Origin of the sequence: Mycobacterium sp. GA-1285 (assembly GCF_001499905.1) — a bacterium.
GTDB lineage: Bacteria > Actinomycetota > Actinomycetes > Mycobacteriales > Mycobacteriaceae > Mycobacterium.
In genome coordinates this window covers 137,963-160,113 of record NZ_LQIS01000045.1, presented here as the reverse complement: position 1 = coordinate 160,113, position 22,151 = coordinate 137,963, and the positions used below count along the sequence as shown (strand labels likewise).

At 66.7% G+C, this 22,151-nt stretch carries 22 protein-coding genes; 6 read left to right on the top strand and 16 right to left on the bottom strand.

Annotation, left to right across the window (positions count from 1 at the left end):
* Positions 1-12: 12 nt before the first annotated feature.
* The 3 genes from AU193_RS18155 to AU193_RS18145 form a co-directional block, all read right to left on the bottom strand.
* Entirely contained in the window at positions 13-879 is an 867-nt protein-coding gene (locus tag AU193_RS18155) for a 3-hydroxybutyryl-CoA dehydrogenase (protein ID WP_064423754.1), read from the bottom strand.
* A gap of 104 nt (positions 880-983) precedes the next feature.
* Positions 984-2,270 (bottom strand): isocitrate lyase, encoded by a 1,287-nt coding sequence (aceA, locus tag AU193_RS18150; RefSeq protein ID WP_064423753.1) that lies wholly within the window; start codon positions 2,268-2,270, stop codon positions 984-986.
* A gap of 252 nt (positions 2,271-2,522) precedes the next feature.
* On the bottom strand, positions 2,523-3,314 hold the full coding sequence (locus AU193_RS18145) for an acyl-[acyl-carrier-protein] thioesterase (protein WP_064423863.1): 792 nt from the start codon (positions 3,312-3,314) through the stop codon (positions 2,523-2,525).
* Positions 3,315-3,444: 130 nt separating this feature from the next.
* On the opposite strand from AU193_RS18145, the gene ramB reads away from it, so the two are divergent.
* A complete protein-coding gene (gene ramB, locus AU193_RS18140; protein ID WP_064423752.1) occupies positions 3,445-4,872 on the top strand; it encodes an acetate metabolism transcriptional regulator RamB in 1,428 nt (475 codons plus the stop codon).
* 18 nt (positions 4,873-4,890) lie between these two features.
* Positions 4,891-5,442, top strand: coding sequence for a carboxymuconolactone decarboxylase family protein (locus tag AU193_RS18135; RefSeq protein ID WP_064423751.1), 552 nt, complete (start codon positions 4,891-4,893; stop codon positions 5,440-5,442).
* Here the strand turns inward: AU193_RS18135 and AU193_RS18130 are convergent.
* The 6 genes from AU193_RS18130 to adh form a co-directional block, all read right to left on the bottom strand.
* Positions 5,439-5,729: a hypothetical protein gene (locus tag AU193_RS18130; protein WP_064423750.1), complete on the bottom strand. Its 291-nt coding sequence runs from the start codon at positions 5,727-5,729 to the stop codon at positions 5,439-5,441. The two genes, AU193_RS18135 and AU193_RS18130, sit on opposite strands and share 4 nt — an antisense overlap.
* A 20-nt stretch (positions 5,730-5,749) precedes the next feature.
* Positions 5,750-7,144: a dihydrolipoyl dehydrogenase gene (gene lpdA, locus AU193_RS18125; protein ID WP_064423749.1), complete on the bottom strand. Its 1,395-nt coding sequence runs from the start codon at positions 7,142-7,144 to the stop codon at positions 5,750-5,752.
* A gap of 9 nt (positions 7,145-7,153) precedes the next feature.
* Positions 7,154-7,633: a hypothetical protein gene (locus AU193_RS18120; protein WP_064423748.1), complete on the bottom strand. Its 480-nt coding sequence runs from the start codon at positions 7,631-7,633 to the stop codon at positions 7,154-7,156.
* Positions 7,626-7,904: a putative holin gene (locus tag AU193_RS18115; protein WP_064423747.1), complete on the bottom strand. Its 279-nt coding sequence runs from the start codon at positions 7,902-7,904 to the stop codon at positions 7,626-7,628. The genes AU193_RS18120 and AU193_RS18115 overlap by 8 nt, the downstream gene beginning before the upstream one ends.
* 36 nt (positions 7,905-7,940) lie before the next feature.
* Positions 7,941-8,495 carry a DUF779 domain-containing protein gene (locus AU193_RS18110; protein WP_253867925.1) on the bottom strand — a complete coding sequence of 185 codons (555 nt, stop codon included), beginning with the start codon at positions 8,493-8,495 and terminating at the stop codon, positions 7,941-7,943.
* Positions 8,496-8,616: 121 nt separating this feature from the next.
* Entirely contained in the window at positions 8,617-10,140 is a 1,524-nt protein-coding gene (gene adh, locus AU193_RS18105; RefSeq protein ID WP_064423746.1) for an aldehyde dehydrogenase, read from the bottom strand.
* Between the two features lie 114 nt (positions 10,141-10,254).
* On the opposite strand from adh, the gene AU193_RS18100 reads away from it, so the two are divergent.
* Complete coding sequence (locus AU193_RS18100) at positions 10,255-12,267, top strand: prolyl oligopeptidase family protein (RefSeq protein WP_064423861.1); 2,013 nt, start codon at positions 10,255-10,257, stop codon at positions 12,265-12,267.
* Here the strand turns inward: AU193_RS18100 and AU193_RS18095 are convergent.
* Both AU193_RS18095 and AU193_RS18090 read right to left on the bottom strand, forming a co-directional pair.
* A complete protein-coding gene (locus tag AU193_RS18095) occupies positions 12,260-13,507 on the bottom strand; it encodes a Dyp-type peroxidase (protein WP_064423745.1) in 1,248 nt (415 codons plus the stop codon). The two genes, AU193_RS18100 and AU193_RS18095, sit on opposite strands and share 8 nt — an antisense overlap.
* Positions 13,504-14,436 (bottom strand): EfeM/EfeO family lipoprotein, encoded by a 933-nt coding sequence (locus AU193_RS18090; protein ID WP_064423744.1) that lies wholly within the window; start codon positions 14,434-14,436, stop codon positions 13,504-13,506. The genes AU193_RS18095 and AU193_RS18090 overlap by 4 nt, the downstream gene beginning before the upstream one ends.
* A 127-nt stretch (positions 14,437-14,563) precedes the next feature.
* Here AU193_RS18090 and AU193_RS18085 point away from each other — a divergent pair, with 127 nt between their 5' ends.
* Positions 14,564-15,469 (top strand): crotonase/enoyl-CoA hydratase family protein, encoded by a 906-nt coding sequence (locus AU193_RS18085; RefSeq protein ID WP_064423743.1) that lies wholly within the window; start codon positions 14,564-14,566, stop codon positions 15,467-15,469.
* On the opposite strand, the gene AU193_RS18080 is transcribed toward AU193_RS18085, so the two are convergent.
* The 5 genes from AU193_RS18080 to AU193_RS18060 form a co-directional block, all read right to left on the bottom strand.
* Positions 15,449-16,441 carry a DUF2889 domain-containing protein gene (locus AU193_RS18080; RefSeq protein WP_064423742.1) on the bottom strand — a complete coding sequence of 331 codons (993 nt, stop codon included), beginning with the start codon at positions 16,439-16,441 and terminating at the stop codon, positions 15,449-15,451. The two genes, AU193_RS18085 and AU193_RS18080, sit on opposite strands and share 21 nt — an antisense overlap.
* A gap of 28 nt (positions 16,442-16,469) precedes the next feature.
* Positions 16,470-17,315 (bottom strand): hypothetical protein, encoded by an 846-nt coding sequence (locus AU193_RS18075; protein ID WP_064423741.1) that lies wholly within the window; start codon positions 17,313-17,315, stop codon positions 16,470-16,472.
* A gap of 95 nt (positions 17,316-17,410) precedes the next feature.
* Positions 17,411-18,928, bottom strand: coding sequence for an aldehyde dehydrogenase family protein (locus tag AU193_RS18070; RefSeq protein WP_064423740.1), 1,518 nt, complete (start codon positions 18,926-18,928; stop codon positions 17,411-17,413).
* A gap of 106 nt (positions 18,929-19,034) precedes the next feature.
* On the bottom strand, positions 19,035-19,550 hold the full coding sequence (locus tag AU193_RS18065; RefSeq protein ID WP_064423739.1) for a mycothiol transferase: 516 nt from the start codon (positions 19,548-19,550) through the stop codon (positions 19,035-19,037).
* 17 nt (positions 19,551-19,567) lie between these two features.
* Positions 19,568-19,957 carry a VOC family protein gene (locus AU193_RS18060; protein WP_064423738.1) on the bottom strand — a complete coding sequence of 130 codons (390 nt, stop codon included), beginning with the start codon at positions 19,955-19,957 and terminating at the stop codon, positions 19,568-19,570.
* Between the two features lie 22 nt (positions 19,958-19,979).
* Between AU193_RS18060 and AU193_RS18055 the strand changes: the two genes are divergently transcribed.
* Complete coding sequence (locus tag AU193_RS18055; RefSeq protein WP_064423737.1) at positions 19,980-21,704, top strand: amidohydrolase family protein; 1,725 nt, start codon at positions 19,980-19,982, stop codon at positions 21,702-21,704.
* Positions 21,705-21,755: 51 nt separating this feature from the next.
* On the top strand, positions 21,756-22,130 hold the full coding sequence (locus AU193_RS18050; RefSeq protein WP_064423736.1) for a hypothetical protein: 375 nt from the start codon (positions 21,756-21,758) through the stop codon (positions 22,128-22,130).
* Positions 22,131-22,151: the final 21 nt, after the last annotated feature.

Sequence of the window (22,151 nt, the reverse complement as noted above, 5' to 3'; positions counted from 1 at the left end):
GTGCGCTCGGCGCTAATAGCTGTAGAAGCCCCGACCTGACTTCTTGCCGAGCTGGCCCGCCTCGACCATCCGCAGCAGCAGCGGCGGCGGCGCGTAGTGCGGATCCTTGAGCTCGTCGAACATCGAGTCCGCGATCAGTTTCATGGTGTCCAGCCCGATCAGGTCCGAAAGCCGCAGCGGTCCCATCGGATGCGAGAGCCCGGCCACGATCGCCTTGTCGACGTCCTCGACCGTGGCGACACCCGACTCCACCATCCGGATTGCCGACAACAGGTACGGCACCAGAAGCGCGTTGACCACGAAACCCGAACGGTCAGAACAACGCACGACCTGCTTGCCGAGCACCTCACTGGCGAACTTCTCGGTCCGCGCGAGCGCGCCCTCCGACGTCACCAGCGTGTTGACGAGTTCCACCAGCGGGAGCACGGGCACCGGGTTGAAGAAGTGCAACCCCAGCACCCGGCTCGGATTCTTCGTCGCCGCAGCGATTTTCATGATCGGGATGCTCGACGTGTTCGAGGCGAGCACCGCATCGGGGTCGCCGATGATCTCGTCGAGCTGTGCGAAGATCGTGCCCTTGACGGACTCGTCCTCGACGACGGCCTCGATCACGAGCTGACGGTCCGCGAGGTTGGCCAGGTCGGTGGTGTACGACAGCCGCGCCAGAGTGGCGTCGCGGTCGCTTTCGGAGAGCTTGCCTTTGCTTGCCGCCCGCTCCAACGATCCGGTGATCCGCTTGCGCCCGGCCTCGACGAGTTCCTCGGACGGCTCGTAGACGACGACGTTCGCGCCGGCCTTGGCGGCGACCTCCGCGATGCCCGAGCCCATCTGCCCGGCGCCGACGACGCCGACTCGTTCAATGCTCTTTGCGTCGCTCATTGCGTCCTCTCCACAACATCAGGCCCGCCCAATATAAGGACGGGGCCTGATGACAAGCCGTTGGGCCTCGTGAGCCTACTGGGCCTGGTCTAGTGGCTACGAGATCAGTGGAACTGACCCTCTTCGGTCGAACCCTTCAGCGCGGTGGTCGAGCTGTTCGGGTCGACGGTGGTGGCAATTCGGTCGAAGTAACCGGCACCGACCTCGCGCTGGTGCTTGGTCGCGGTGTAACCACGCTCCTCGGCGGCGAACTCGCGCTCCTGCAGCTCGACGTACGCGCTCATCTGGTTGCGGGCGTAGCCGTAAGCCAGATCGAACATCGAGTAGTTCAGGGCGTGGAAACCGGCCAGCGTGATGAACTGGAACTTGAAGCCCATCGCGCCGAGCTCCTTCTGGAACTTCGCGATCGTCGCGTCGTCGAGGTGCTTCTTCCAGTTGAACGACGGCGAGCAGTTGTAGGCCAGCATCTGGTCGGGGAACTCGGCCTGCACACCCTCGGCGAACTTCTTGGCCAGTTCGAGGTCCGGCGTGCCGGTCTCCATCCAGATCAGGTCGGCGTACGGCGCGTAGGCCTTCGCGCGCGCGATGCACGGCTCGATGCCGTTCTTCACGCGGTAGAAGCCCTCCTTGGTCCGCTCGCCGGTGATGAACGGCTGATCGCGTTCGTCGACGTCGGAGGTGATCAAGGTGGCGGCCTCGGCGTCGGTGCGGGCGATTACCACGGTCGGGACGTCGGCGACGTCGGCGGCAAGGCGAGCCGAGGTCAGGGTGCGGATGTGCTGCTGGGTCGGGATCAGCACCTTGCCACCGAGGTGACCACACTTCTTCTCCGAAGCCAGCTGATCTTCCCAATGCGAGCCGGCGACACCCGCGGCGATCATCGCCTTCTGCAGTTCGTAGACGTTCAGCGCGCCACCGAAGCCGGCTTCACCGTCGGCGACGATCGGTACCAGCCAGTTCGGCACCGAGGTGTCGCCCTCGACCTTGGCGATCTCGTCGGCGCGCAGGAGCGCGTTGTTGATGCGGCGGACCACCTGCGGAACCGAGTTGGCCGGGTACAGGCTCTGGTCGGGGTAGGTGTGGCCGGACAGGTTCGCGTCACCGGCGACCTGCCAACCGGACAGGTAGATCGCCTTCAGCCCGGCTCGGACCTGCTGGACCGCCATGTTGCCGGTCAGCGCGCCGAGTGCGTTGACGAACTCCATGTCGTGCAACTGGCTCCACAGAATCTCCGCGCCGCGCTTCGCGAGCGTGGACTCCTCGACGATGGTGCCCTGCAGCGCGACGACGTCCTCGGCGGTGTACTCACGAGTGACGTTCTTCCACCGCGGGTTGGTGTCCCAGTCGCGCTGGATCTCCTCGGCGCTTTTCGGCTTGCCAACGGTTGACATGGTGTTCCTCCGGATCTGTTCGCTTAGCTACGGCGGTGCCGAGATACCCGGCTTGTTAACGCCTCGACGTTTTCGCCGTTCCGCTACAACGAGGATGCCTTACGCCATTAGCGCAGGTCCAGCCGTTTCGATTGCCAAGTTTCGCCAACCCCCTCCGGGAATTTGCCAATTTTGCGAAGGTAAGCCATAGCTGTACCGGTTCAGAAGTTACCGGCTGGTAGCAGATATCCGCAGGTCAGTACGCCCGTACTGTTAACCCGGCGGTGATGAGAGATTGAAGATGACTGCGACGGCCTTGGCCTCGTCGCCGACCGCAAATGTGAGCGTTGTAACAGTGCGGTCCGTCAGTTCCGGCCCGAATTGGTCCGTCGAACCCGGCGGATAGGTGTGGCTGAGGATCTCCATCTTGTCGCCCAAGGCGATCGCGGCGTCGTGTTCGATCGTCGCGCGCACCGGATACCGCGCCAGCTCCGGATGGTGGTGCAGATAGTCCTCGATCACCGACCAGTAGACCGCGTTGTTCATGTGATCGAAGATGTCGATGTCGCTGACCCGGACCGGAAAGTCGCGGATCTCGTCGGCGTCCTCGCGGCTGCCTGCCGACAGGTAGGCCTTCCACCGCAACCGGTCGACGTCGGTCGTGCGCCGCAGCCCCTCGAGAAAGTCGTCGGAGATGCGCGCCGGCCCCTGGGTCTCTCGGTTGATGTTGATCCAGAACGCCTCCGACTCGACCAGGCCGCCTTTGCGGCCGTCGATGCGCACCCGCATCTCGCACCATCGGTTCGACGTGCCCGAACACCAACGGCGAAGCCGCAGGATGTCTTGGAACTCGATCGGGCGGACCATGTCGATCATCGTGCGCCGCACAATCCACAGCGGGTGGGTCTCCTGGAAGCCCATCTGGCGCAGCTGGTCTGAGCCGATGTCCTGGATGTGCCGGGTCGCGGCGTCGAACTTGAGCCGGCCCTCGCGGTCCACGTCGGCCACCCGGAGCGGCCACTCGATGTCGAAGACGTCGGGGTGTGGATCAGGGACCGGCATCATGGCTTTGGCCAGGCCCTGCGCCGGGCCGGCCCCCGATCCCTGCTTGGTGCTCACGACCGCTGATCCTGCCACAGCGCTAGATCTGCCAACAATGCGAAGCCATATTCGCAGCGTTGCTACGCTGATTGACGTGGCGAAAACGTTTGTCGGCTCGCGGGTGCGGCAGCTTCGCAGCGAACGCGGGTTCAGCCAGGCGGGGCTCGCGCAGATGCTCGACATCTCACCGAGCTATCTCAACCAGATCGAGCACGATGTGCGGCCGCTGACCGTGGCCGTCCTGCTGCGTATCACCGAGGTGTTCGGGGTCGACGCGACGTTCTTCGCCTCGGAGGACGACACTCGTCTGGTCGCGGAGCTCCGCGAGGTCACCCTCGACCGTGATCTCGACATCGACGTCGACCTGGCCGAGATCGCGGACATGGTGGCCGCGCACCCCAATCTCGCGCGCGCGATGGTCAACCTGCACCGCCGTTACCAGCTGACCACCACCCGGCTGGCGGCGGCCACGGAGGACAGGTTCGCCGCCGGCGGCGGCTTCAGTTCGGGGTCCGGGGCGATCACCATGCCTCACGAGGAGGTGCGCGACTACTTTTACCAACGGCAGAACTACCTGCACGAACTCGACACCGCTGCCGAAGACCTCACCATCCGCATGCGGATGCACCGCTCGGAGTTGGTGCGTCAGCTGTCGGACCGGTTGACGATGGTGCACGGCGTGCGCATCACCGAGCGCATGGACCTCGGCGAGTCGGTACTGCACCGCTACGACCCCGAGACCAAAACGCTGGTGCTCAACAACCATCTCTCGTCGGGCCAGACCGTTTTCAAGATGGCCGCCGAACTGGCGTATCTCGAGTTCGGCGCTCTCATCGACAAGCTCGTCGACGAAGGCAAGTTTACCAGCGAGGAGTCGACGCGCTTGGCGCGGATGGGCTTGGCCAACTACTTCGCCGCCGCAATGGTGTTGCCGTACAACCAGTTTCACGATGTCGCGGAGAATTTCCGCTACGACGTCGAGCGGCTTTCGGCGTTCTACTCCGTCAGCTACGAGACGGTCGCCCACCGGCTTTCGACCCTGCAGCGGCCGTCGATGCGCGGTGTGCCGCTGTCCTTCGTCCGTGTCGACCGGGCGGGCAACATGTCAAAGCGCCAGTCCGCCACGGGTTTTCACTTCTCCTCCAGCGGCGGCACCTGCCCGCTGTGGAACGTCTACGAGACGTTCGCCAACCCCGGCAAGATCCTGGTGCAGGTCGCGCAGATGCCTGACGGGCGCAATTATCTGTGGGTGGCCCGCACCGTCGAGCGGCGCGCGCAGCGCTACGGCCAGCCGGGTAAGACGTTCGCAATCGGCCTGGGCTGCGAGCTACGGCATGGGCACCGGCTGGTGTACTCGGAGGGGCTCGACCTGTCCGGGGAGGTGGCGACGCCGATCGGCGCCGGTTGCCGGGTCTGCGAGCGCGACAACTGCCCACAGCGCGCTTTCCCCGCCCTCGGCCGTCCGCTCGACATCGACGAGCACCGCAGCACCGTCTCGCCCTACCTGGTGCGTCAGGCCTAGACACGTAGACTCGCTGTGATGAGCGCACCCGAGTCGGCACGTATCGCACCCGGTGGATTCAAAGAACTCGGCCCCCTGAACTGGGCCATCGCCAAGCTCGGCGCCCGTGCCATCCGGGCGCCCCGGTTCAGCCTCTTCAATGTGCTTGGCCAACACCGGCTTCTGTTTTTGGCGTGGCTGCCCTACAGCGGTGTGCTGCTCGGCATGCTGAGCAAGCTGTCGGTGCAGGACGCCGAGACCGTCATCCTGCGCGTCGGGCATCTCCGGGACTGCGAATACGAACTGCAGCAGCACCGCCGCCTGGCCCGTACCCGGGGGCTCGGCCCAGAGGTCCAGAAGAAGATCTTCGAGGGTCCCGACGCCGAAGGGCTGACCGACCGCCAGCGCGCGTTGATCACCGCCACCGACGAGTTCGTCGTGACCCGGGGCGTCTCACCCGAGACGTGGGCCGTGCTGGCACGGCATCTGACCAAACCGCAGCTGATCGAGTTCTGCATGCTGGCAGCGCAATACGACGGGCTCGCCGCGACGATCACGACTTTGAAAGTGCCGCTGGACTTTCCGGACTAGAGGTACGTGATCCCCAGCACGATCAGCGACAGCAGCACCGGGGAGACCGGCAGCGCGCACAGGAACGCCGCCCACACTTCGCTCCCGCGTTGATACGCGCGCCAACCCAGCCAGCCAGCCGCGCCGCCCACGACAAACGACACCGCGGCCACCACGAGCACCCAGGTGCTGACGTCGGACGTCGAGGTGGCGAACGAGATACCGGCGAGCCAGAGAATATGGCCGATCACCAAGCCGCCGATGCCGGCGACCCAGAGCGCCCTCGCCGTGCTGGAAGTCTGAGCCACGTTGCTGTGTTGGCCCCGGCTCAGAAGTTGATCATGTGGCCGAGCAGTCCGTGGAAGCACTCCTGCAGGGCTTCGGACATGGTCGGGTGCGTGTGCACGTTGCGGGCCAGTTCGGTGGCGGTGAGGTCCCACTTCTGGGCCAGCGTCAGTTCGGGAAGCAGTTCGGAGACGTCGTGGCCGATCAGGTGGCCGCCGATCAACTCTCCGTACTTGCCGTCGGCGATGAGCTTGACGAAACCGCTGGGGTCGCCGGCACCGTGGGCCTTGGCGTTGGCCGTGAACGGGAACTTGGCGACCTTGACGTCGTAACCCTCTTCGCGGGCCTGCTCCTCGGTGAGCCCGAAGCTGGCGACCTGCGGCTGACAGAACGTCGCGCGCGGCAGCATCCGGTAGTCCCCGAGCGGCAGAGTCTCTGCGCCGGCGATGGTTTCGGCGGCGATGACGCCCTGCGCCTCGGCCACGTGCGCCAGCTGCAACTTGCCCGTGACGTCGCCGATCGCGTAGATGTGCGGCACGCTGGTGCGCATGTAGTCGTCGATGCCGATCGCCTTGCGATCGGTGATCCCGACGCCGGTGTTGTCCAGCCCGTAGCCCTCGATGTTAGGCGCGAAACCAATTGCCTGCAGCACCTTTTCGGCTTTGATGTCCTCGGATTTGCCGTCCTTGCTGACGGACACGGTCACGTCGTCGCCGCTGTCTTTGATCGACTCGACCTTGGTTCCGGTCAGCACCTTGACGCCCAGCTTCTTGAACTGCTTCTCGATCTCCTTGGAGACGTCGGCGTCCTCGTTGGGCAGCGCGCGGGGCAGGAACTCCACGATTGTGACGTCGACGCCGTAGTTCTTCATCACGTAGCCGAACTCCATGCCGATGGCACCGGCGCCGGCGATGACGATCGACGACGGCAGTTCGCGCGTCATGATGAGTTCTTCGTAGGTGACCACGTTCTCCGACAGCGACGTGTCCGGTACCAGGCGGGTGCTACTGCCGGTGGCGATGATGATGTTGTCGAACTCGACGGTCTCGGTGTCGCCCTCGTTGAGGTCGACCTCGAGCGTGTGATCGTCCTTGAATTTGCCGTAGCCGTGGATCTCGGTGATCTTGTTCTTCTTCATCAGATAATGCACGCCGGCGACGCGACCGTCGGCGACCTTGCGGCTGCGGTCGAAGGCGGCGCCGTAGTCGAACGTCGCCTCTCCGCTGATGCCGAACTGCTTGGCCTCCTTGGTGAAGATGTGTGCGAGTTCCGCGTTACGCAGCAACGCCTTGGACGGGATGCACCCGACGTTGAGGCAGACGCCGCCCCAGTACTTGGGTTCGACGATGGCGGTGTTCAGTCCGAGCTGCGCGGCACGGATGGCCGCGACATATCCGCCGGGGCCTGCTCCGAGAACGACGACGTCATAGTGGGTCACGCCCCCACCCTAGTAAGGAAGCACCCCCGCGAAACACCGACTTACCCATTCGCAGTAGTAGAGGCCGTGCAGGACCGCCGCGCCGGCCACCGCCGCCAACGGCGCCGAGACCAGCGCGACCGCAAGCGCCGACACCACCGGCCGATCCGGCACCATGGCGAGCAGCAGCCCCGCAAGCGTCGTGATCACGACGAACAGCAGCACCACAAAGAGGGGCCCCGTCTTGTCGATCGAGTGGTACCACCAGTGGTACAGACCCCAGCCGGCCACGGCCGAGACCAGCCAGACGCCGGCGACGACGAGTGCGAACAGCCAGCGCTTGAGGAACTGGTAGCTGCCGGGCACCACCACCGGTTGCGCCGGGACGGGCACCGGCTGCGACGGCGGCTCTGTGACGGACGCGTCCAGCGCTTGGATCTCGCCCGTGAGGAATGTCGGCGTGTAGGGCTGCGTCGGATCACCGGGCAGCGTGTCGGTTGTCTCAGGCACCGTGCACCGCCTGGATCGCCACCAGCACACCGAACCACCCGGGCGCGATCGCGAGCAGGAAGGCTCCGACCGTCGTCACCCAGCGCCGGGCGGAGACCAGGATCGTCAGCAGGCCGAGCGCTCCGGGGACGCCGACGACGAGCGCGACGACGACGTCGGGCCGGATGGGGGCGTCGATCACCAGGGTCGCAGCGATGCCCAGGATCAGCCCCACGGCAGTCCCGACCAGCAACGCGCTGGTCAGCACCCATGCACGCGGAAGGGGTATCACGCCTGAAAGGCTACGCGGACAGCACCTTCGGCCCGCTCACCCGCCCGGCGCGTCAGGTATCGGACACGCATCGATTGGGTTACCGACGATATGCGAACCCGTCGCCGGGGGCCGTGCGCCGCTGGCGTAGTCGGCGCCGGTCACCGGCGGTTGCGTGGCCAGCGAGCGGTTCTCTGCGTCGGTGAATGCCCGCCCGCGGCTGAGGAACCGCACCCCTTCGGGGGCTTCGACGCTGAAGCCCCCGCCGCGGCCCGGGACGACGTCGATCACGAGTTGGGTGTGCTTCCACGCGTCGAACTGCGGACCGGAGATCCACACCGGCACCCCGCCACCGACGTCGAGGACCGCGAGCAGCACGTCGCGGTCGCCGACGAGGAATTCCCCGTCGGGGTAGCACATCGGCGACGACCCGTCGCAGCAGCCGCCGGACTGGTGGAACATCAGCGCGCCGTGCTTGTCCTGAAGGCGACTCAGCAGGTCGGCGGCGGCCGCGGTGATCACCGCCCGCTTCGGCGGCCGATTCTGAGCTTCTGCACGACTTTCCGGCGAACCTTCGTGCACAAGTTCAGTCTCGGCGGGATCAGTCATCATCGTCGCTTCCTCGCGCGAGCGCTCGTCATCATCGTCGCTTCCTCGCGCAAGCGCTCGTCATCATCGTCGCTTCCTCGCGCGAGCGCTCGTCATCATCGTCGCTTCCTCGCGCAAGCGCTCGTCAGAAGAACCCCTGGGCCTTGTTGCTGTAGGACACCAGCAGATTCTTGGTCTGCTGGTAGTGGTCGAGCATCATCTTGTGGTTCTCGCGGCCGATGCCGGACTGCTTGTAGCCGCCGAACGCCGCGTGCGCCGGATAGGCGTGGTAGCAGTTCGTCCACACCCGGCCCGCCTTGATGTCGCGACCGGCGCGGTAGGCGGTGTTGCCGTCGCGACTCCACACGCCGGCACCCAACCCGTAGAGCGTGTCGTTGGCGATGGCGATCGCGTCGTCGTAATCGGTGAACGAGGCGACCGCGACGACCGGCCCGAAGATCTCCTCCTGGAAGATCCGCATCTTGTTGTTGCCCTCGAAGATCGTCGGCTGGACGTAGTACCCGCCGGACAGGTCGCCGCCCAGTTCGGCGCGCTCACCGCCGGTGACGACGCGGGCGCCTTCGTCCTTACCGATCGCGATGTAGGACAACACCTTTTCGAGCTGATCGTTCGAGGCTTGGGATCCGATCATCGTCTCGGTGTCCAGCGGATCGCCCTGCCGCACGGCCTTGGTGCGGATCGCAGCCAACTCCAGGAACTCGTCGTAGATGTCGGCCTGGATCAGGCTGCGCGACGGGCATGTGCACACCTCACCCTGGTTGAGGGCGAACATCGTGAAGCCTTCGAGCGCCTTGTCCTGATAGTCGTCGGCCTGTGCCATCACGTCGGAGAAGAAGATGTTCGGGCTCTTGCCGCCGAGTTCGAGCGTGACGGGGATCAGGTTCTGCGACGCGTACTGCATGATCAGCCGACCGGTGGTGGTTTCACCGGTGAACGCGATCTTGGCGATGCGGTTCGACGACGCCAGCGGCTTACCCGCCTCGAAGCCGAATCCGTTGACCACGTTGACCACACCGGCGGGCAGCAGATCGCCGATCAGGCTCATCAGATACAGGATCGAGGCCGGCGTCTGCTCGGCCGGTTTGAGTACCACGGCGTTGCCGGCGGCCAATGCGGGGGCGAGCTTCCACGTCGCCATCAGGATCGGGAAGTTCCACGGGATGATCTGCCCGACGACGCCGAGCGGCTCGTGGAAGTGGTAGGCCACGGTGTCGTCGTCGATCTGGGACAGCGAACCCTCCTGCGCCCGGATCGCTCCGGCGAAATAGCGGAAGTGGTCGACGGCCAGGGGCAGGTCGGCGTTGAGGGTCTCGCGGATCGGCTTGCCGTTGTCCCACGACTCCGCGAGCGCCAGGGACTCGAGGTTGGCCTCGATGCGGTCGGCGATCTTGTTGAGGATGGCGGCGCGCTCCGCCGGCGGGGTCTTGCCCCACGCGGGAGCGGCCCCGTGCGCGGCGTCGAGGGCCGTTTCGATATCGGCCTCGTTGGATCGCGGCACTTCGCAGAACGCCTGGCCCGTCACCGGCGTCGGGTTCTCGAAGTACTCCCCGGAGGCAGGCGGCTTCCAGTCTCCGCCGATGAAATTGCCGTAGCGCGACTCGAACGACATCAGCGCGTCGGCAGCGCCCGGGCGGGCATAGACAGTCATCGTTGACCTCCCTCGAACGGTGTAACCGAGCTCACACTACGCCCGGCCGCCACAATGGTTCCCGTGAGTTCCGATGAGCGCTTGCGCGAAGAGAAGACCAGCACCGATGAGCGCTTGCGCGAAGAGAAGACCGGAGCAGACCCCTTCCTGTGGCTCGAGGACGTCAGCGGCGACGACGCGCTCAATTGGGTGCGCAAGCACAACGAGCCGACGATCGCGCGCTTCTGCGGGGAACGGTTCGAGCAGATGCGACGCGAGGCGCTGGAGGTGCTCGACACCGACGCCCGCATCCCCTACGTGCGTCGCCGAGGTGATCACCTGTACAACTTCTGGCGCGACGCGGAACACCCGCGCGGTCTGTGGCGGCGCACGACGCTGGACAGCTACCGCACCGAACTGCCGGACTGGGACGTCCTGATCGACGTCGACGCTATCGCCGACGAAGACGACGAGAACTGGGTGTGGGCCGGCGCCGAGGTGCTCGAGCCCGACTACTCCCTGGCTCTCGTCGAACTGTCCCGCGGCGGCGCGGACGCCACCGTGGTGCGCGAATTCGACTTGACTACAAGGCAGTTCGTCGCTGACGGGTATGCTCTGCCGGAAGCCAAGTCGAGCGTCACCTGGCAGGACCGCGATACCGTGCTGGTCGGCACGGACTTCGGACCCGGCTCGTTGACCGACAGTGGTTACCCCCGCATCGTGAAGCGCTGGCGGCGCGGGGAGCCGCTCGCCGATGCGCTGACCCTGTTCGAAGGAGAGGCCGGTGACGTCAGCGTGGGCTGCGGCTATGACCCGACACCTGGTTTCGAGCGGTTGCTGATCACGCGGTCGTTCGACTTCTTCAACCGCGAGCGCTACGAGTTGCGCGGCGACTCCTTGGTTCGCATCGACGTGCCCACCGACGCCGGGATCTCGGTGCACCGAGAGTGGCTGTTGATCCGGCCGCGCACCGTCTGGACGGTGGGGTCGACGACGTATCGTGCCGGCTCTCTGCTGGCTGCCGATTACGCCGACTTTCTCGATGGCACAACGGATTTATCCATCGTGTTCGAGCCCGACGAGCGCTCGAGCCTCGATGACTACGCGTGGACGCGCGACCGCCTGATCCTGGTCACCCTCGTCGACGTGGTCAGCCACGTCGAGATCGTGACACCGGGCACCTGGGAGCGAGCGGAGATCCCCGGAATCCCGCCGAACGCCAACACCGTGCTGGTCGACGCCGACGAATACGGAGACCAGATATTCCTCGACTCCAGCGGTTTCGACACCCCGTCCCGGCTGCTGTGGGGCGTGGCCGGCGACGCCGTCACCGAGGTCAAACGCGCGCCCTCGTTTTTCGACGCTGCCGATCTGGAGGTCGAGCAGTTCTTCGTCGCCTCCGATGACGGCACCATGATCCCGTACTTCGTTGTCGCGCATCGTCACAACCAGGCGCCCGGCCCCACCCTCCTGAGCGGATACGGCGGCTTCGAAGTGGCCAACACACCGAGCTACAGCGGAGTCCTGGGCCGGCTGTGGCTGAGCCGCGGTGGCACCTATGTACTGGCGAACATTCGCGGCGGCGGCGAGTACGGACCCACGTGGCACACCCAGGCGATGCGGGAGAACCGTCATCTCGTCTACGAGGACTTCGCCTCTGTCGCACGTGATCTCGTCGCACGGGGCGTCACCACCGTCGAGCAGCTCGGAGCGCAGGGCGGCAGCAACGGCGGCCTGTTGATGGGTGTGATGCTGACGCGATACCCCGAGCTGTTCGGCGCGCTGGTGTGCAGCGTGCCGCTGCTCGACATGCGTCGGTACCATCTGCTGCTGGCCGGTGCCTCGTGGATGGCCGAGTACGGAGATCCCGATGATCCCGGCGACTGGGCGTTCATCTCCAAATATTCCCCTTATCAGAATATTTCGACCAATCTGCGGTATCCGCCGGTGCTGATCACCACGTCGACTCGCGATGACCGCGTGCATCCGGGCCACGCCCGCAAGATGACGGCGGCACTGGAGAGTGCCGGCCATCCGGTGCACTACTACGAGAACATCGAGGGCGGCCACGCCGGTGCGGCCGACAACGCGCAGACCGCTTTCCGCTCGGCGTTGATCTACGAGTTCCTGTGGTCGGTGCTCAGCTGAACAACTGATCGCCGAGGAACCGGTCGGGTCCGGCGACCCCCGGCAGGATGAAGAAGAAGCCGCCGCCGACCGGAAGGATGTACTCCTCGAGCGGTTCCCCTTTGAGACGACGCTGCACGGTCAGGAAGCCCTTCTCCAGGCTGCGCTGGTAGGCGATGAAGGCCAGACCCTGATCGAGTCGGCCCGCGCCGTCGAAGCCGCGCGAGTAGTTGAAGCCCCGCCGCAGGATCAGGTTCTCTTCCGTCTCCGGCGTTCGGGGGTTCGCCAGCCGGATGTGGGCCGTCAGCGGAATTCGCTTGCCGTCCGGATCTTTCGGATAGTCGGGATCGGTGAACTCACCGGTCAAGCCGAGGGGTGCGCCGCTGACCTTGCTGCGCCCGATCAGCGCCTCCTGCTCGACGAGTTGGGTGCGGTCCCAGAACTCGACGAACATCCGGATGATGCGGATCGCCTGGTACGAGCCGCCGACCGCCCACTCCGGCTCACCGTCCTGCGGGCCGACCCAGACGTGACGATCCATCACAGCGCCGTCGTCGACGTCGAGGTTGGCCGTCCCGTCCTTGAAGCCCAACAGGTTTCGCGGCGTCGCCGCCTCCGACGCCCGACCGGCGCCGATGCCCCTGGCGTAGCCGTCGACCATCCACCGCAACACCAGATCGCGGCGTGTGCGGCGCATCAGCTGGCGCAGCGCGAAGACGACCGTGTCGTTGTGTCCGGCTTCGATGACGATCGACAGATCACCGTGCGACAGCTTGGGATCCAACCGGTCATTGGCCAGAAACGGCATCGTGACCAGTTCTCTGGGCCTGCGCTCGGCCAGCCCGAACCGGTCGTCGAACAGCGACGCACCGACACCCACCACGACCGACAGATTGTCCGCGGGGGGCTGTTCACCGAGGATGCCGGAGTCGACGGGCGGGTACTCCGGGTCGCGCACTTCCGGCGGCCTGCCCGCCATCAGCCCGCGGATCTCATCGGTGAGCTCCCGGAGGGTGCGCTCGAGACCGTCGCGATCCTTCGACAGCACGTTGAACGAAGCGATCAGGCCCTGTTCGGGAATGGGCAGTGCGGTGATTCCGCTCTGATGCGGACCCTCGAACGGAACGAACGTCCCGGCCGACGGTTCCGGCGCATCCTTCGAGCACCCGGCGAGGGCCGCACCGGCACCTACCGCGGCACCCGTGCCCAGCGCGCCGGTGAGGAAGCCCCGACGCGACAGACCCGAGCGGCCTTGTCTCACTTGAGTTTCAGCACACCCGACACCTGCGACAGGTTCTCCGACAGCCCGGCGAGTTCGGCCTTGAGCTTGTCGATGACGTCCGGTGTCACGGTGACCTCGGGGCAGCGCGGCGACGGGTAGGGGTCGTTCTCGGTGCAGAACAACACCCAGCCGTCGCCGCGGCGCAACGGCCGCATCGTGTCGAACACAGAGTTGACTCCTGCTTCGATCTTGCCCAGCAAGGCCGGATCGGCTTGTACCAGAGCGGGACTCAGCGTGTTAACAGCGTCGCGTGAGCCCTGGAGGTTGGCGTCGAAGTCCCAGAGATCGGTCTTGGAGTAGCGGTCCTCCTCGCCGGTGATCTTTCCTTCGGACACTTCTTCGACGAGCTCTGCCGCGCCGTTGGACACGTCGATCGGCTTCACCTCGACCGCCGGGAATCGAGCCTTCAGGTCGGCGACGTCCTTGTCGAGTTGGTCGGCGAACGGCGCCCCGCCCTCGGTGGTGTTCTTCTCGAACAGCAGGTACTCGAGGCGGTGCCAACCGGTGAACTTCGGGTCGTCGGCGCCGGCGAAGTCGTCGACGCGGGCGTCGATCTTGCCGTCGATCTCCGAGACGAGGCCGGCGATCGGCTCGATGCGTTCCCACGGCTGACGGGACGGCGCATAGGCGTCCTGCGCGGCCGTCAGGTCTCCGGCACGCACGGCATCGGTGAAGACCTTGACCACGCGCTGGAGTTCGTCGATGTTGCTCTGCGCGTAGGCCTTGTAGTCCGCGGCCACTTTGTCGAGGACCGCGGGATCGACTGCGGGAGCGGCGTTCGTCGTTTCGGCCGCAGTTTCGGTGGCAGACGTCGTGTCATTGCCGGAGGACGAGCTGTCGTTCGAGCATCCGGACAAGATCAGGCCGACCACGGCGATCGGGGTTGCCCAGGCAAGATACCGGTTCATTAGCACCTCGAAGTTAGGAGAGGCTGAACATAGCACCTCGGCCTGATCAGAGGGGAGGCACGCCTAAGTTCGGGGCGGACTGGCTCACCCGCCGTGCCCCCGGCGCTTCCTCTGCCAAACTTCAGCCATGTCGACAACAGCGCAGTTCGAGACCCTGCTCTACACGGCCGAGCCACCCGTCGCCACCATCACGCTCAACCGCCCCGACCACCTCAACACCATCGTCCCGCCGATGCCCGACGAGATCGAGACGGCGATCGGACTGGCCGAGCGCGACCCCGCCATCAAGGTGATCGTGCTGCGCGGCGCCGGTCGCGCGTTCTCCGCCGGCTACGACTTCGGCGGCGGCTTCACACACTGGGGCGAGGCGATGAACACCGACGGCCGCTGGGATCCGGGCAAGGACTTCGCCATGGTCAGCGCCCGCCAAACGGGCCCCACGCAGAAGTTCATGGCGATCTGGCGGGCGTCCAAACCGGTGATCGCCCAGGTGCACGGCTGGTGTGTGGGCGGCGCGAGCGACTACGCGCTGTGCGCCGACATCGTGATCGCCAGCGACGACGCGGTCATCGGCACTCCGTACGCCCGCATGTGGGGCGCCTACCTGACCGGCATGTGGCTGTACCGGCTGAGCCTGGCGAAGGTCAAGTGGCACTCGTTGACCGGTGAGCCGCTGACCGGAAAGCAGGCCGCCGCAGTCGAACTCATCAACGAGTCGGTACCGTTCGAGAACCTCGAGGCCCGCGTCAGGGAGGTCGCATCGAAGCTCGCCACGATTCCACTGTCGCAACTTCAGGCGCAGAAGCTGATCGTCAACCAGGCCTACGAGAACATGGGGTTGGCCTCCACCCAGACACTCGGCGGCATCCTCGACGGGCTGATGCGTAATACCCCCGATGCGCTGTCCTTCATCGAAACCGCTGCGGCACAGGGTGTGCGGACCGCTGTCGAGCAGCGCGACGGCCCGTGGGGTGACTACAGCCAGGCGCCGCCGGAGAAGCGGCCCGACCCGTCACACGTCATCGAGCCCTGAACGCAGGTCCAACAGCGCGTCGAGGTCACCGATCGCACGCAGCGTGTCGTTGAGGTGGGTGCAGGTGCTGGTGCCGACGAACTCGCCGCGGACCCGGTCGCGGACCTCGGCCAGTCGCATACCACGCACCCGTTGCGCGCTGCCGATGGCGCCGGGGCACTCCTGCCACGGCAGGACGCGCACGTCGGCTCCGATGGACGTGATCGTCCGCGTCGCCACGTCGAGGGCTCCGGCGAGCGTGTATTCGTGCACGACCGTCTCGACCCCCTCGCCGTCGACGTGGGAGTCGCGGAAGTGCGCGTCAAAGCGCGACACGCCCTGATCGACCGCCAGCAGGTCGAGCCGCCGCAGCCGCCGCATACCGTGTGCGCGAAGCGGTTCGACGGCATGCATACCGTCGATGTCGATCGGCGGGGCCGACGGTCCGTGCACCGACGGAATGGTCCCGAGGCGTCGGGCGTATCCCACGAGCGAAGCGTCCGGTGCGAAACCGGCGCAGATACCGGCCATGCGATCGGCGGTGCCGGGCGGCATCTTCTCCTCGATGCCCGCGACGATGCTCGCGTGCTGCAGCGCGTAGCCGGAGACCAGCGCCGCGCCCACCCAGTCGTCGAGCAGCAGGTGCAGCAAGCTGGATCGCCGGACCTCCTCGGGCAGCAGTTCACCGACCGTGGACCGGAAACCTGGGCCTACCCGCTTACCGATGAGGCGAGGCAGCCGGCCGTCACCCGGAACGGCCGCGATTTCCTCGATGGCGCGGTCGACCAGGTGGGCGCGCACGGCGATCTCGCCGAGCACATCCACCCCACCGCGCCGAACAGCGACGTCACGCGCCCTCAGGTCGGCATCGGAACCAGTAGCGCCATCGGGATGGGTGTCGATGGTGCTGGTCCGCCGCAGTGCGCCGACCACCAACGGCGGCCACGTCTCGACGGGCCGCTGCGGGCCCGCGATGTCGGTGACGAACGGCATGGCTCGACGGTAGCAATGTCGAGGTGGGCTAAACGTCGCGTCGCCGTAACCCGCCGAGCATCGCCACGAGCACGCCGAACACCACGAGCACTCCGCCGGCGGCCAACGTGAGGTTCAGCCAGTGGTGCAGGCTGTCCTCGGCGTGGGCCACCATCACGTCGGCGACGACTCGGATGTCCCCCGACAGTCGGTTCAACGCGTCGTTGACGGAGCGGCGCGCCACCTCCACGCCGGCCCAACCGGCCGCACCCACCAGGAGCGCGGAAACACCAAGCGCGGCAAGCGCTTTGCCGCGGCTGCGGGCCGCCGCGAGCGTCAACAGTGCGAACACCCCGGTGAAGATGGTCGTGCCGATACTGATCCACGGCCCCCATGTCGCCACCCGCTCGAGCTGACCGGGCCGCCAGGTGTCCGAGATCGACACGGCGATCGGCAGCGACTCCGGGGGCGCGACACCCACGTTGCCCAGCGTCCGGCGAAACGACTCGTCGGCGAGCATCGGGCCGAGGTCGAGGAGCCACTCGTCGGTGCCCTCGACCTGTTGAGCCTCGTCGGTGAACATCCAGCGGTGTCCGACGGTGTTGGCCAAGGCGAACTGCTCGGGAAACGTCGGGTTCGCGGTGTAGGCCGAGGCCACCCCGGTGATCACGGTGTTGTCGACGTCGTAGCCGTTGTCGCGCAAGTACGACGAGACTTCGGCGGCCAGCACCCCCGCCATCGCCTTCTGCAGTTGCGGGTCCTTGGCGGCCGACTCCGCCAGCGCCGCGTATCCGCCTTCGTCGACCACGTTGCGCTGCGCCCACATGGTCGCGACGGCGATGGCCAGCAACGCCGTCGTGACGAGCCACAAGAACACCGTCACCACCGCGCGCACGCCGATCCTCCTACCCGAAACTGCTGTTTCTGACACGAAACGCGAGTAACCGCCTCAGAAACCGTAGTCTCGGCGCGGTGGCGAAGAGGTCGCCGCTACTTGGCAGCCCGCTTCGGGGTGATCAGCGCCAGCTTCGTCATCAACGTGTTCATCCGCTTGAGCGCCTTGGGCGAGTTGTTGTAGTAGTTGCCGCCCGCGCCGACGTTGGTGCGCGGCGCGACCACGACCTCCTGGCGGCAGTACTTGCGCAGACCGTCCGCCCCGCCGAACCGTGCGCCCAGTCCCGACGTCTTCCATCCGCCCATCGGCGCCGTCGTGCACATCAGGTTCGAGATCACGTCGTTGATGTTGACCGCACCGCAATCCAGTTCGACCGCAACGTCATTGGCCCGATCGGTGTCCTTGGAGAACACCGCGGCACTCAAACCGTACGGGCTGTCGTTGGCCAGCCGGATCGCCTCGTCCACGCTGGCGACCTTCATGATCGGCAACGTCGGGCCGAACGTCTCCTCCGTCATGCACAGCATCGAATGGTCGACGTCGACGAGGACCGTGGGCGGGTAGAAGCTGCCCCCACCTTCGGGGCGCTTACCGCCGGTCAACGCCCGCGCGCCCTTGGCGAGCGCGTCATCGACGTGCCGGGCGGTCACGGCGACCTGCGTCTCGTCGATCAGCGAGCCGAAGTCGAAGCCGTCGCCCGCGCCCATCTTCAGGTTCTCGACGTCGCGCACCACCGCGGCGACGAACGCGTCGTAGACGGGTTCGAGCACGTAGACCCGCTCCACCGACACGCACGTCTGCCCGGCGTTGAAGAACGCACCCCACACCGCGGCGTGCGCGGCCAGGTCGATGTCGGCGTCCTCCAGCACGATCATCGGGTCCTTGCCGCCGAGTTCGAGGCTGACCGGGGTGAGCCGCCGAGCGGCCCGCTCCATCACCTTCGCGCCCGTCGCGCTGGATCCGGTGAACTGGATGAAGTCCGCGTTGTCGATCACGGCCTCGGACACCTCGCGGGCGCCTTGAGCCAGCGCCAGCACCTCCGGCGCACCCGAATCCAGCCAGCCGCGCAGCAGCAGTTCGGCGGTCAGCGGCGTGCGCTCCGACGGTTTGAGCAACACCGCGCAGCCCGCCGCCAGCGCGCCGATGGCGTCCATCAGCGCGTTGGCCACCGGATAGTTCCACGGCGCGATGATCCCCACGACTGGGCGGGGCCGGTAGTGCACCTCGATCTTCTTGATCGACAGGAACGGCAGCGGCGCGGGCCGCTTCTCCGGTGCGAGCGCCTTCTCCATCGTCTTGATGTAGTACGACGCGATCATGATCAGCAGCGGCACTTCCTGCGCCGCGTCGACGGCCGATTTGCCGGTCTCCTTGATCAGCAGCGACTCGATCTCCTCGCGGTGCTCGCCGAGCCAGACGGCGTAGCGGGCCAGCACTTTGGCCCGGCCCTTGGCGCCACGGGCCTCCCACTGGCGCTGCGCCTCGCGCAGGCCGGCCGCGATGCGCGGCACGTCGGCGGGATCGGTCCAGCGCACGGTGCCCGCGACGGCTCCGGTCGCGGGATTGCGGATGGTGCCGGTGTCGGGAAGTTCAACGTCGGACGTCGCAGTCATGACCCCATGCTAACCGTCGGGTGTGATCTGGATCGCATGGGGGTTGACACGTGTCAAGTCGCCCTGGGCCCATGTTGCGCGTCGAGTTAGCCGGCCGAGGCGCCGGTCACGTGATCCCGCGGATGTAGGCCGCCTGGCCGAGGTGCTGGGCGCCGTCGTCGATGATGCTCACCAGCCGCACACTTGCCGTCACCGGTGGATCCCAGTTCTCGTCGACGACGCGGCTCAGTTCGTCGGCGGTGACCGACGCGATGTACTCCAGCGTCGCCTTGTGCACGGCGTGGGCATAGCCGGCGAGCAGGTCCGCGGGGGCACGGACGCGGCCCACCTCATCGGGGTTGTGCCCGTAACCCATGTCCTCGCGAGGCAGGTCGAGCCCGAACCGGTCGACCCAGCCGTCACGCAACCAGACCTGTTCGGTGCCCGCGATGTCGGCGAGTTGTACGTCTTGCTGACGGGCGCTGTGCCACACCAGCCACGCGATGCTGTTGGCCGTCGGGGTGGGACGGAAGAACGCGGTCTCGTCGGTCAGCCCGTCGGTGAGGTTCTCCACGTGCTCGCTGAGCCGTGTGAACGCGTCGCGCAGAATCTCCCGGGCCACTGCCACGTCTGAATCAGCCATGGCCACGACGGTATACGTCAGCCCTGTGGTCGCGCCCCGTGAAAGACGGCCTCGATGTTGTTGCCGTCCGGATCGCGCACGAAGGCGCCGTAGTAACCGGCGTGGTACTCCGGCCACAGCCGCGGGGCGTGCAGCGACTCTGCGCCGGCCTCGATCGCGGCGTCGTAGAACGCGCGTACGGCATCGGTGTCGTCAGCCTGAAACGCGAAGTGCACTTCGCGGTTGGGGCCCGCCGCGTCGCCGGCGTTCATGTCCGCGATCCAGAAGGCGGGCTTGCCGTCCCTGCCGTAGCCGATGGCGACGTGGTAGTCGAGTTGGCGGGTGTAGCCGAGCACGCCCAGGACCGTGTCGTAGAATGCCTTGGATCTCTGGAAGTCCGCGCAGTTGATTCCGAAGTGGTCGATCACGCGATCATCGTAGATTCGACGTATGACATATGAACTCGTCATCAGGGGCGGCACCATTGTCGACGGCCTCGGCGGTGAACCCTACGTCGGTGACGTCGCGGTTTCGGGCGGCGTCATCACCGCGGTCGGGAAAGTCGACGAGCCGGGGACGCGGGAAATCGATGCGACGGGCCTCCTGGTCACCCCCGGGTTCGTCGACCTGCACACGCACTACGACGGTCAGGCGATCTGGTCGGACCGCCTGACCCCGTCGTCGGCGCACGGCGTGACCACCGTGGTGATGGGCAACTGCGGGGTGGGCTTCGCGCCGTGCCGGCCGGAGGATCACGACGTGCTGGTCGACGTGATGGCCGGGGTCGAGGACATCCCCGGTGTGGTGATGGTCGACGGTCTGCCGTGGCACTGGGAGACGTTCCCGGAGTTTCTCGACGCGCTCGAGGAGCGACGCCGGGACATCGACGTGGCGGCGCTGCTGCCACACTCGCCGCTGCGGGTGTACGTGATGGGGCAGCGCGGCGTCGACCGCGAGCCCGCGACCGCCGAGGACCTGGCGATGATGCGCAAACTCGCCGCCGAAGCCGTTCAGGCCGGTGCGCTGGGCTTCGCGTCGTCGCGGTTCACGCTGCACAAGACCGAGAGCGGGCGGCCGATTCCCAGTTACGATGCCGACCGCGCCGAGATCGAGGCGATCGCGCGCGGAATCGACGACGCCGGCGGCGGGCTGATCCAGTTCGTACCCGACCTGGTGGCCGGCGACTACGAGCCCGTGCTGCGAACCGTTTTCGAGGTCGCCGCCGACGTCGGTTTGCCCGTGACGTTCACGTTGGCGATCGGCAACGCCGGTGACCCGTTCTTCCTCGACGCGCTGACAATGGTCGAGAAGGCCAACATCGACGGCGGCGAGATCACCGCGCAGATCTTCCCCCGGCCGATCGGGTTGGTGCTGGGACTCGAACTGTCGGGCAACCCGTTCGTGATGTATCCCAGCTATCAGGAGCTGGCCCGGCTGCCGTTGGCCGAGCGCGTCGCCGAGATGCGCAAACCCGAAGTGCGGCAACGGATTCTGTCGGACCAGCCGGCGGGCGGGGGCCATCCGCTGATGTTCGCGGCGCAGGCGTTCGAGTGGATGTTCCCGCTCGGCGATCCGCCGAACTACGAACCGCCCCGGTCCGAGAGCATCGCCAGCCGCGCCCGGGATCGCGGTGTCAGCCCGCTGGAGGAAGCCTACGACCGGCTGCTCGACGACGACGGTCACGCCATCCTTCTGGTGACCCTGGCCAACTTCCGCGACGGCAGCCTCGACACGGTCGCGGAATTGATCCGTCGCGACGATGTGGTGCTCGGACTCGGCGACGGTGGCGCGCACTACGGCATGATCTGCGACGCAAGCTTTCCCACGTACATGCTGGCGCACTGGTCACGGGACCGCGCGGCCGGCCGGCTGTCGGTGGCCGAGGCGGTGCGCGAACTGACTTCGGTGCCCGCCCGGGTTGCCGGCCTGGCCGACCGCGGCCGGATCGCCGTCGGGTACAAGGCCGACCTCAACGTCATCGACCACGACGCGGTGCGCCTGCACAGGCCGGTGATCGCCTATGACCTTCCCGCCGGGGGCCGGCGCCTGGACCAGGGCGCCGAGGGATACGTCGCGACCGTGGTGTCCGGCGAGATCATCGCCGAGAACGGCACTCCCACCGCCGCGCGCCCGGGCAAGTTGATCCGCGGCCGTCGACCCGCGCCCACGGCGTGACGGCGGCGGTGGCGGGCTGATTCGGGGCCGCCGCGGACGTATCCTCGCCGTATGAGCGTGAAGGTGGACCTCGACCGGTTGACCGACGTGCTGGCCGACTTCGGCTTCGCCTATCTGATCTCCGTCGGCGACGACTATCGCGCGCACACCGTCGCCGTCGACCCGGTGTTGCGCGACGGCAGGCTCGACGTCGGCACCGTCGGTCGGCACACGCGCGAGAACACGGCGCTCCACGGCGACGTCACGATCGTCTGGCCGCCGAGTGAGCCCGGTGGATACTCGTTGATCGTCGACGGGCGAGCGCACCAGGCTTCAGAGTCGTTGTCCATCGAACCGTCACGCGCGGTGCTGCATCGCAAGGCGACGCCGGAGTCGCCGTCGACCAGCCCGGACTGCCTGCACGACTGCGAGCCGCTCGAGAAGTAGCCCACCGAATGTGAATCCGGC

Coding starts and splice junctions, on each gene's coding strand:
- AU193_RS18155 (WP_064423754.1), bottom strand. CDS start 879: ATGAGCGACGCAAAGAGCATTGAACGAGTCGGCGTCGTCGGCGCCGGG.
- aceA (WP_064423753.1), bottom strand. CDS start 2,270: ATGTCAACCGTTGGCAAGCCGAAAAGCGCCGAGGAGATCCAGCGCGAC.
- AU193_RS18145 (WP_064423863.1), bottom strand. CDS start 3,314: ATGATGCCGGTCCCTGATCCACACCCCGACGTCTTCGACATCGAGTGG.
- AU193_RS18135 (WP_064423751.1), top strand. CDS start 4,891: ATGAGCGCACCCGAGTCGGCACGTATCGCACCCGGTGGATTCAAAGAA.
- AU193_RS18110 (WP_253867925.1), bottom strand. CDS start 8,495: ATGATGACTGATCCCGCCGAGACTGAACTTGTGCACGAAGGTTCGCCG.
- adh (WP_064423746.1), bottom strand. CDS start 10,140: ATGACTGTCTATGCCCGCCCGGGCGCTGCCGACGCGCTGATGTCGTTC.
- AU193_RS18090 (WP_064423744.1), bottom strand. CDS start 14,436: ATGAACCGGTATCTTGCCTGGGCAACCCCGATCGCCGTGGTCGGCCTG.
- AU193_RS18085 (WP_064423743.1), top strand. CDS start 14,564: ATGTCGACAACAGCGCAGTTCGAGACCCTGCTCTACACGGCCGAGCCA.
- AU193_RS18080 (WP_064423742.1), bottom strand. CDS start 16,441: ATGCCGTTCGTCACCGACATCGCGGGCCCGCAGCGGCCCGTCGAGACG.
- AU193_RS18070 (WP_064423740.1), bottom strand. CDS start 18,928: ATGACTGCGACGTCCGACGTTGAACTTCCCGACACCGGCACCATCCGC.
- AU193_RS18065 (WP_064423739.1), bottom strand. CDS start 19,550: ATGGCTGATTCAGACGTGGCAGTGGCCCGGGAGATTCTGCGCGACGCG.
- AU193_RS18055 (WP_064423737.1), top strand. CDS start 19,980: ATGACATATGAACTCGTCATCAGGGGCGGCACCATTGTCGACGGCCTC.
- AU193_RS18050 (WP_064423736.1), top strand. CDS start 21,756: ATGAGCGTGAAGGTGGACCTCGACCGGTTGACCGACGTGCTGGCCGAC.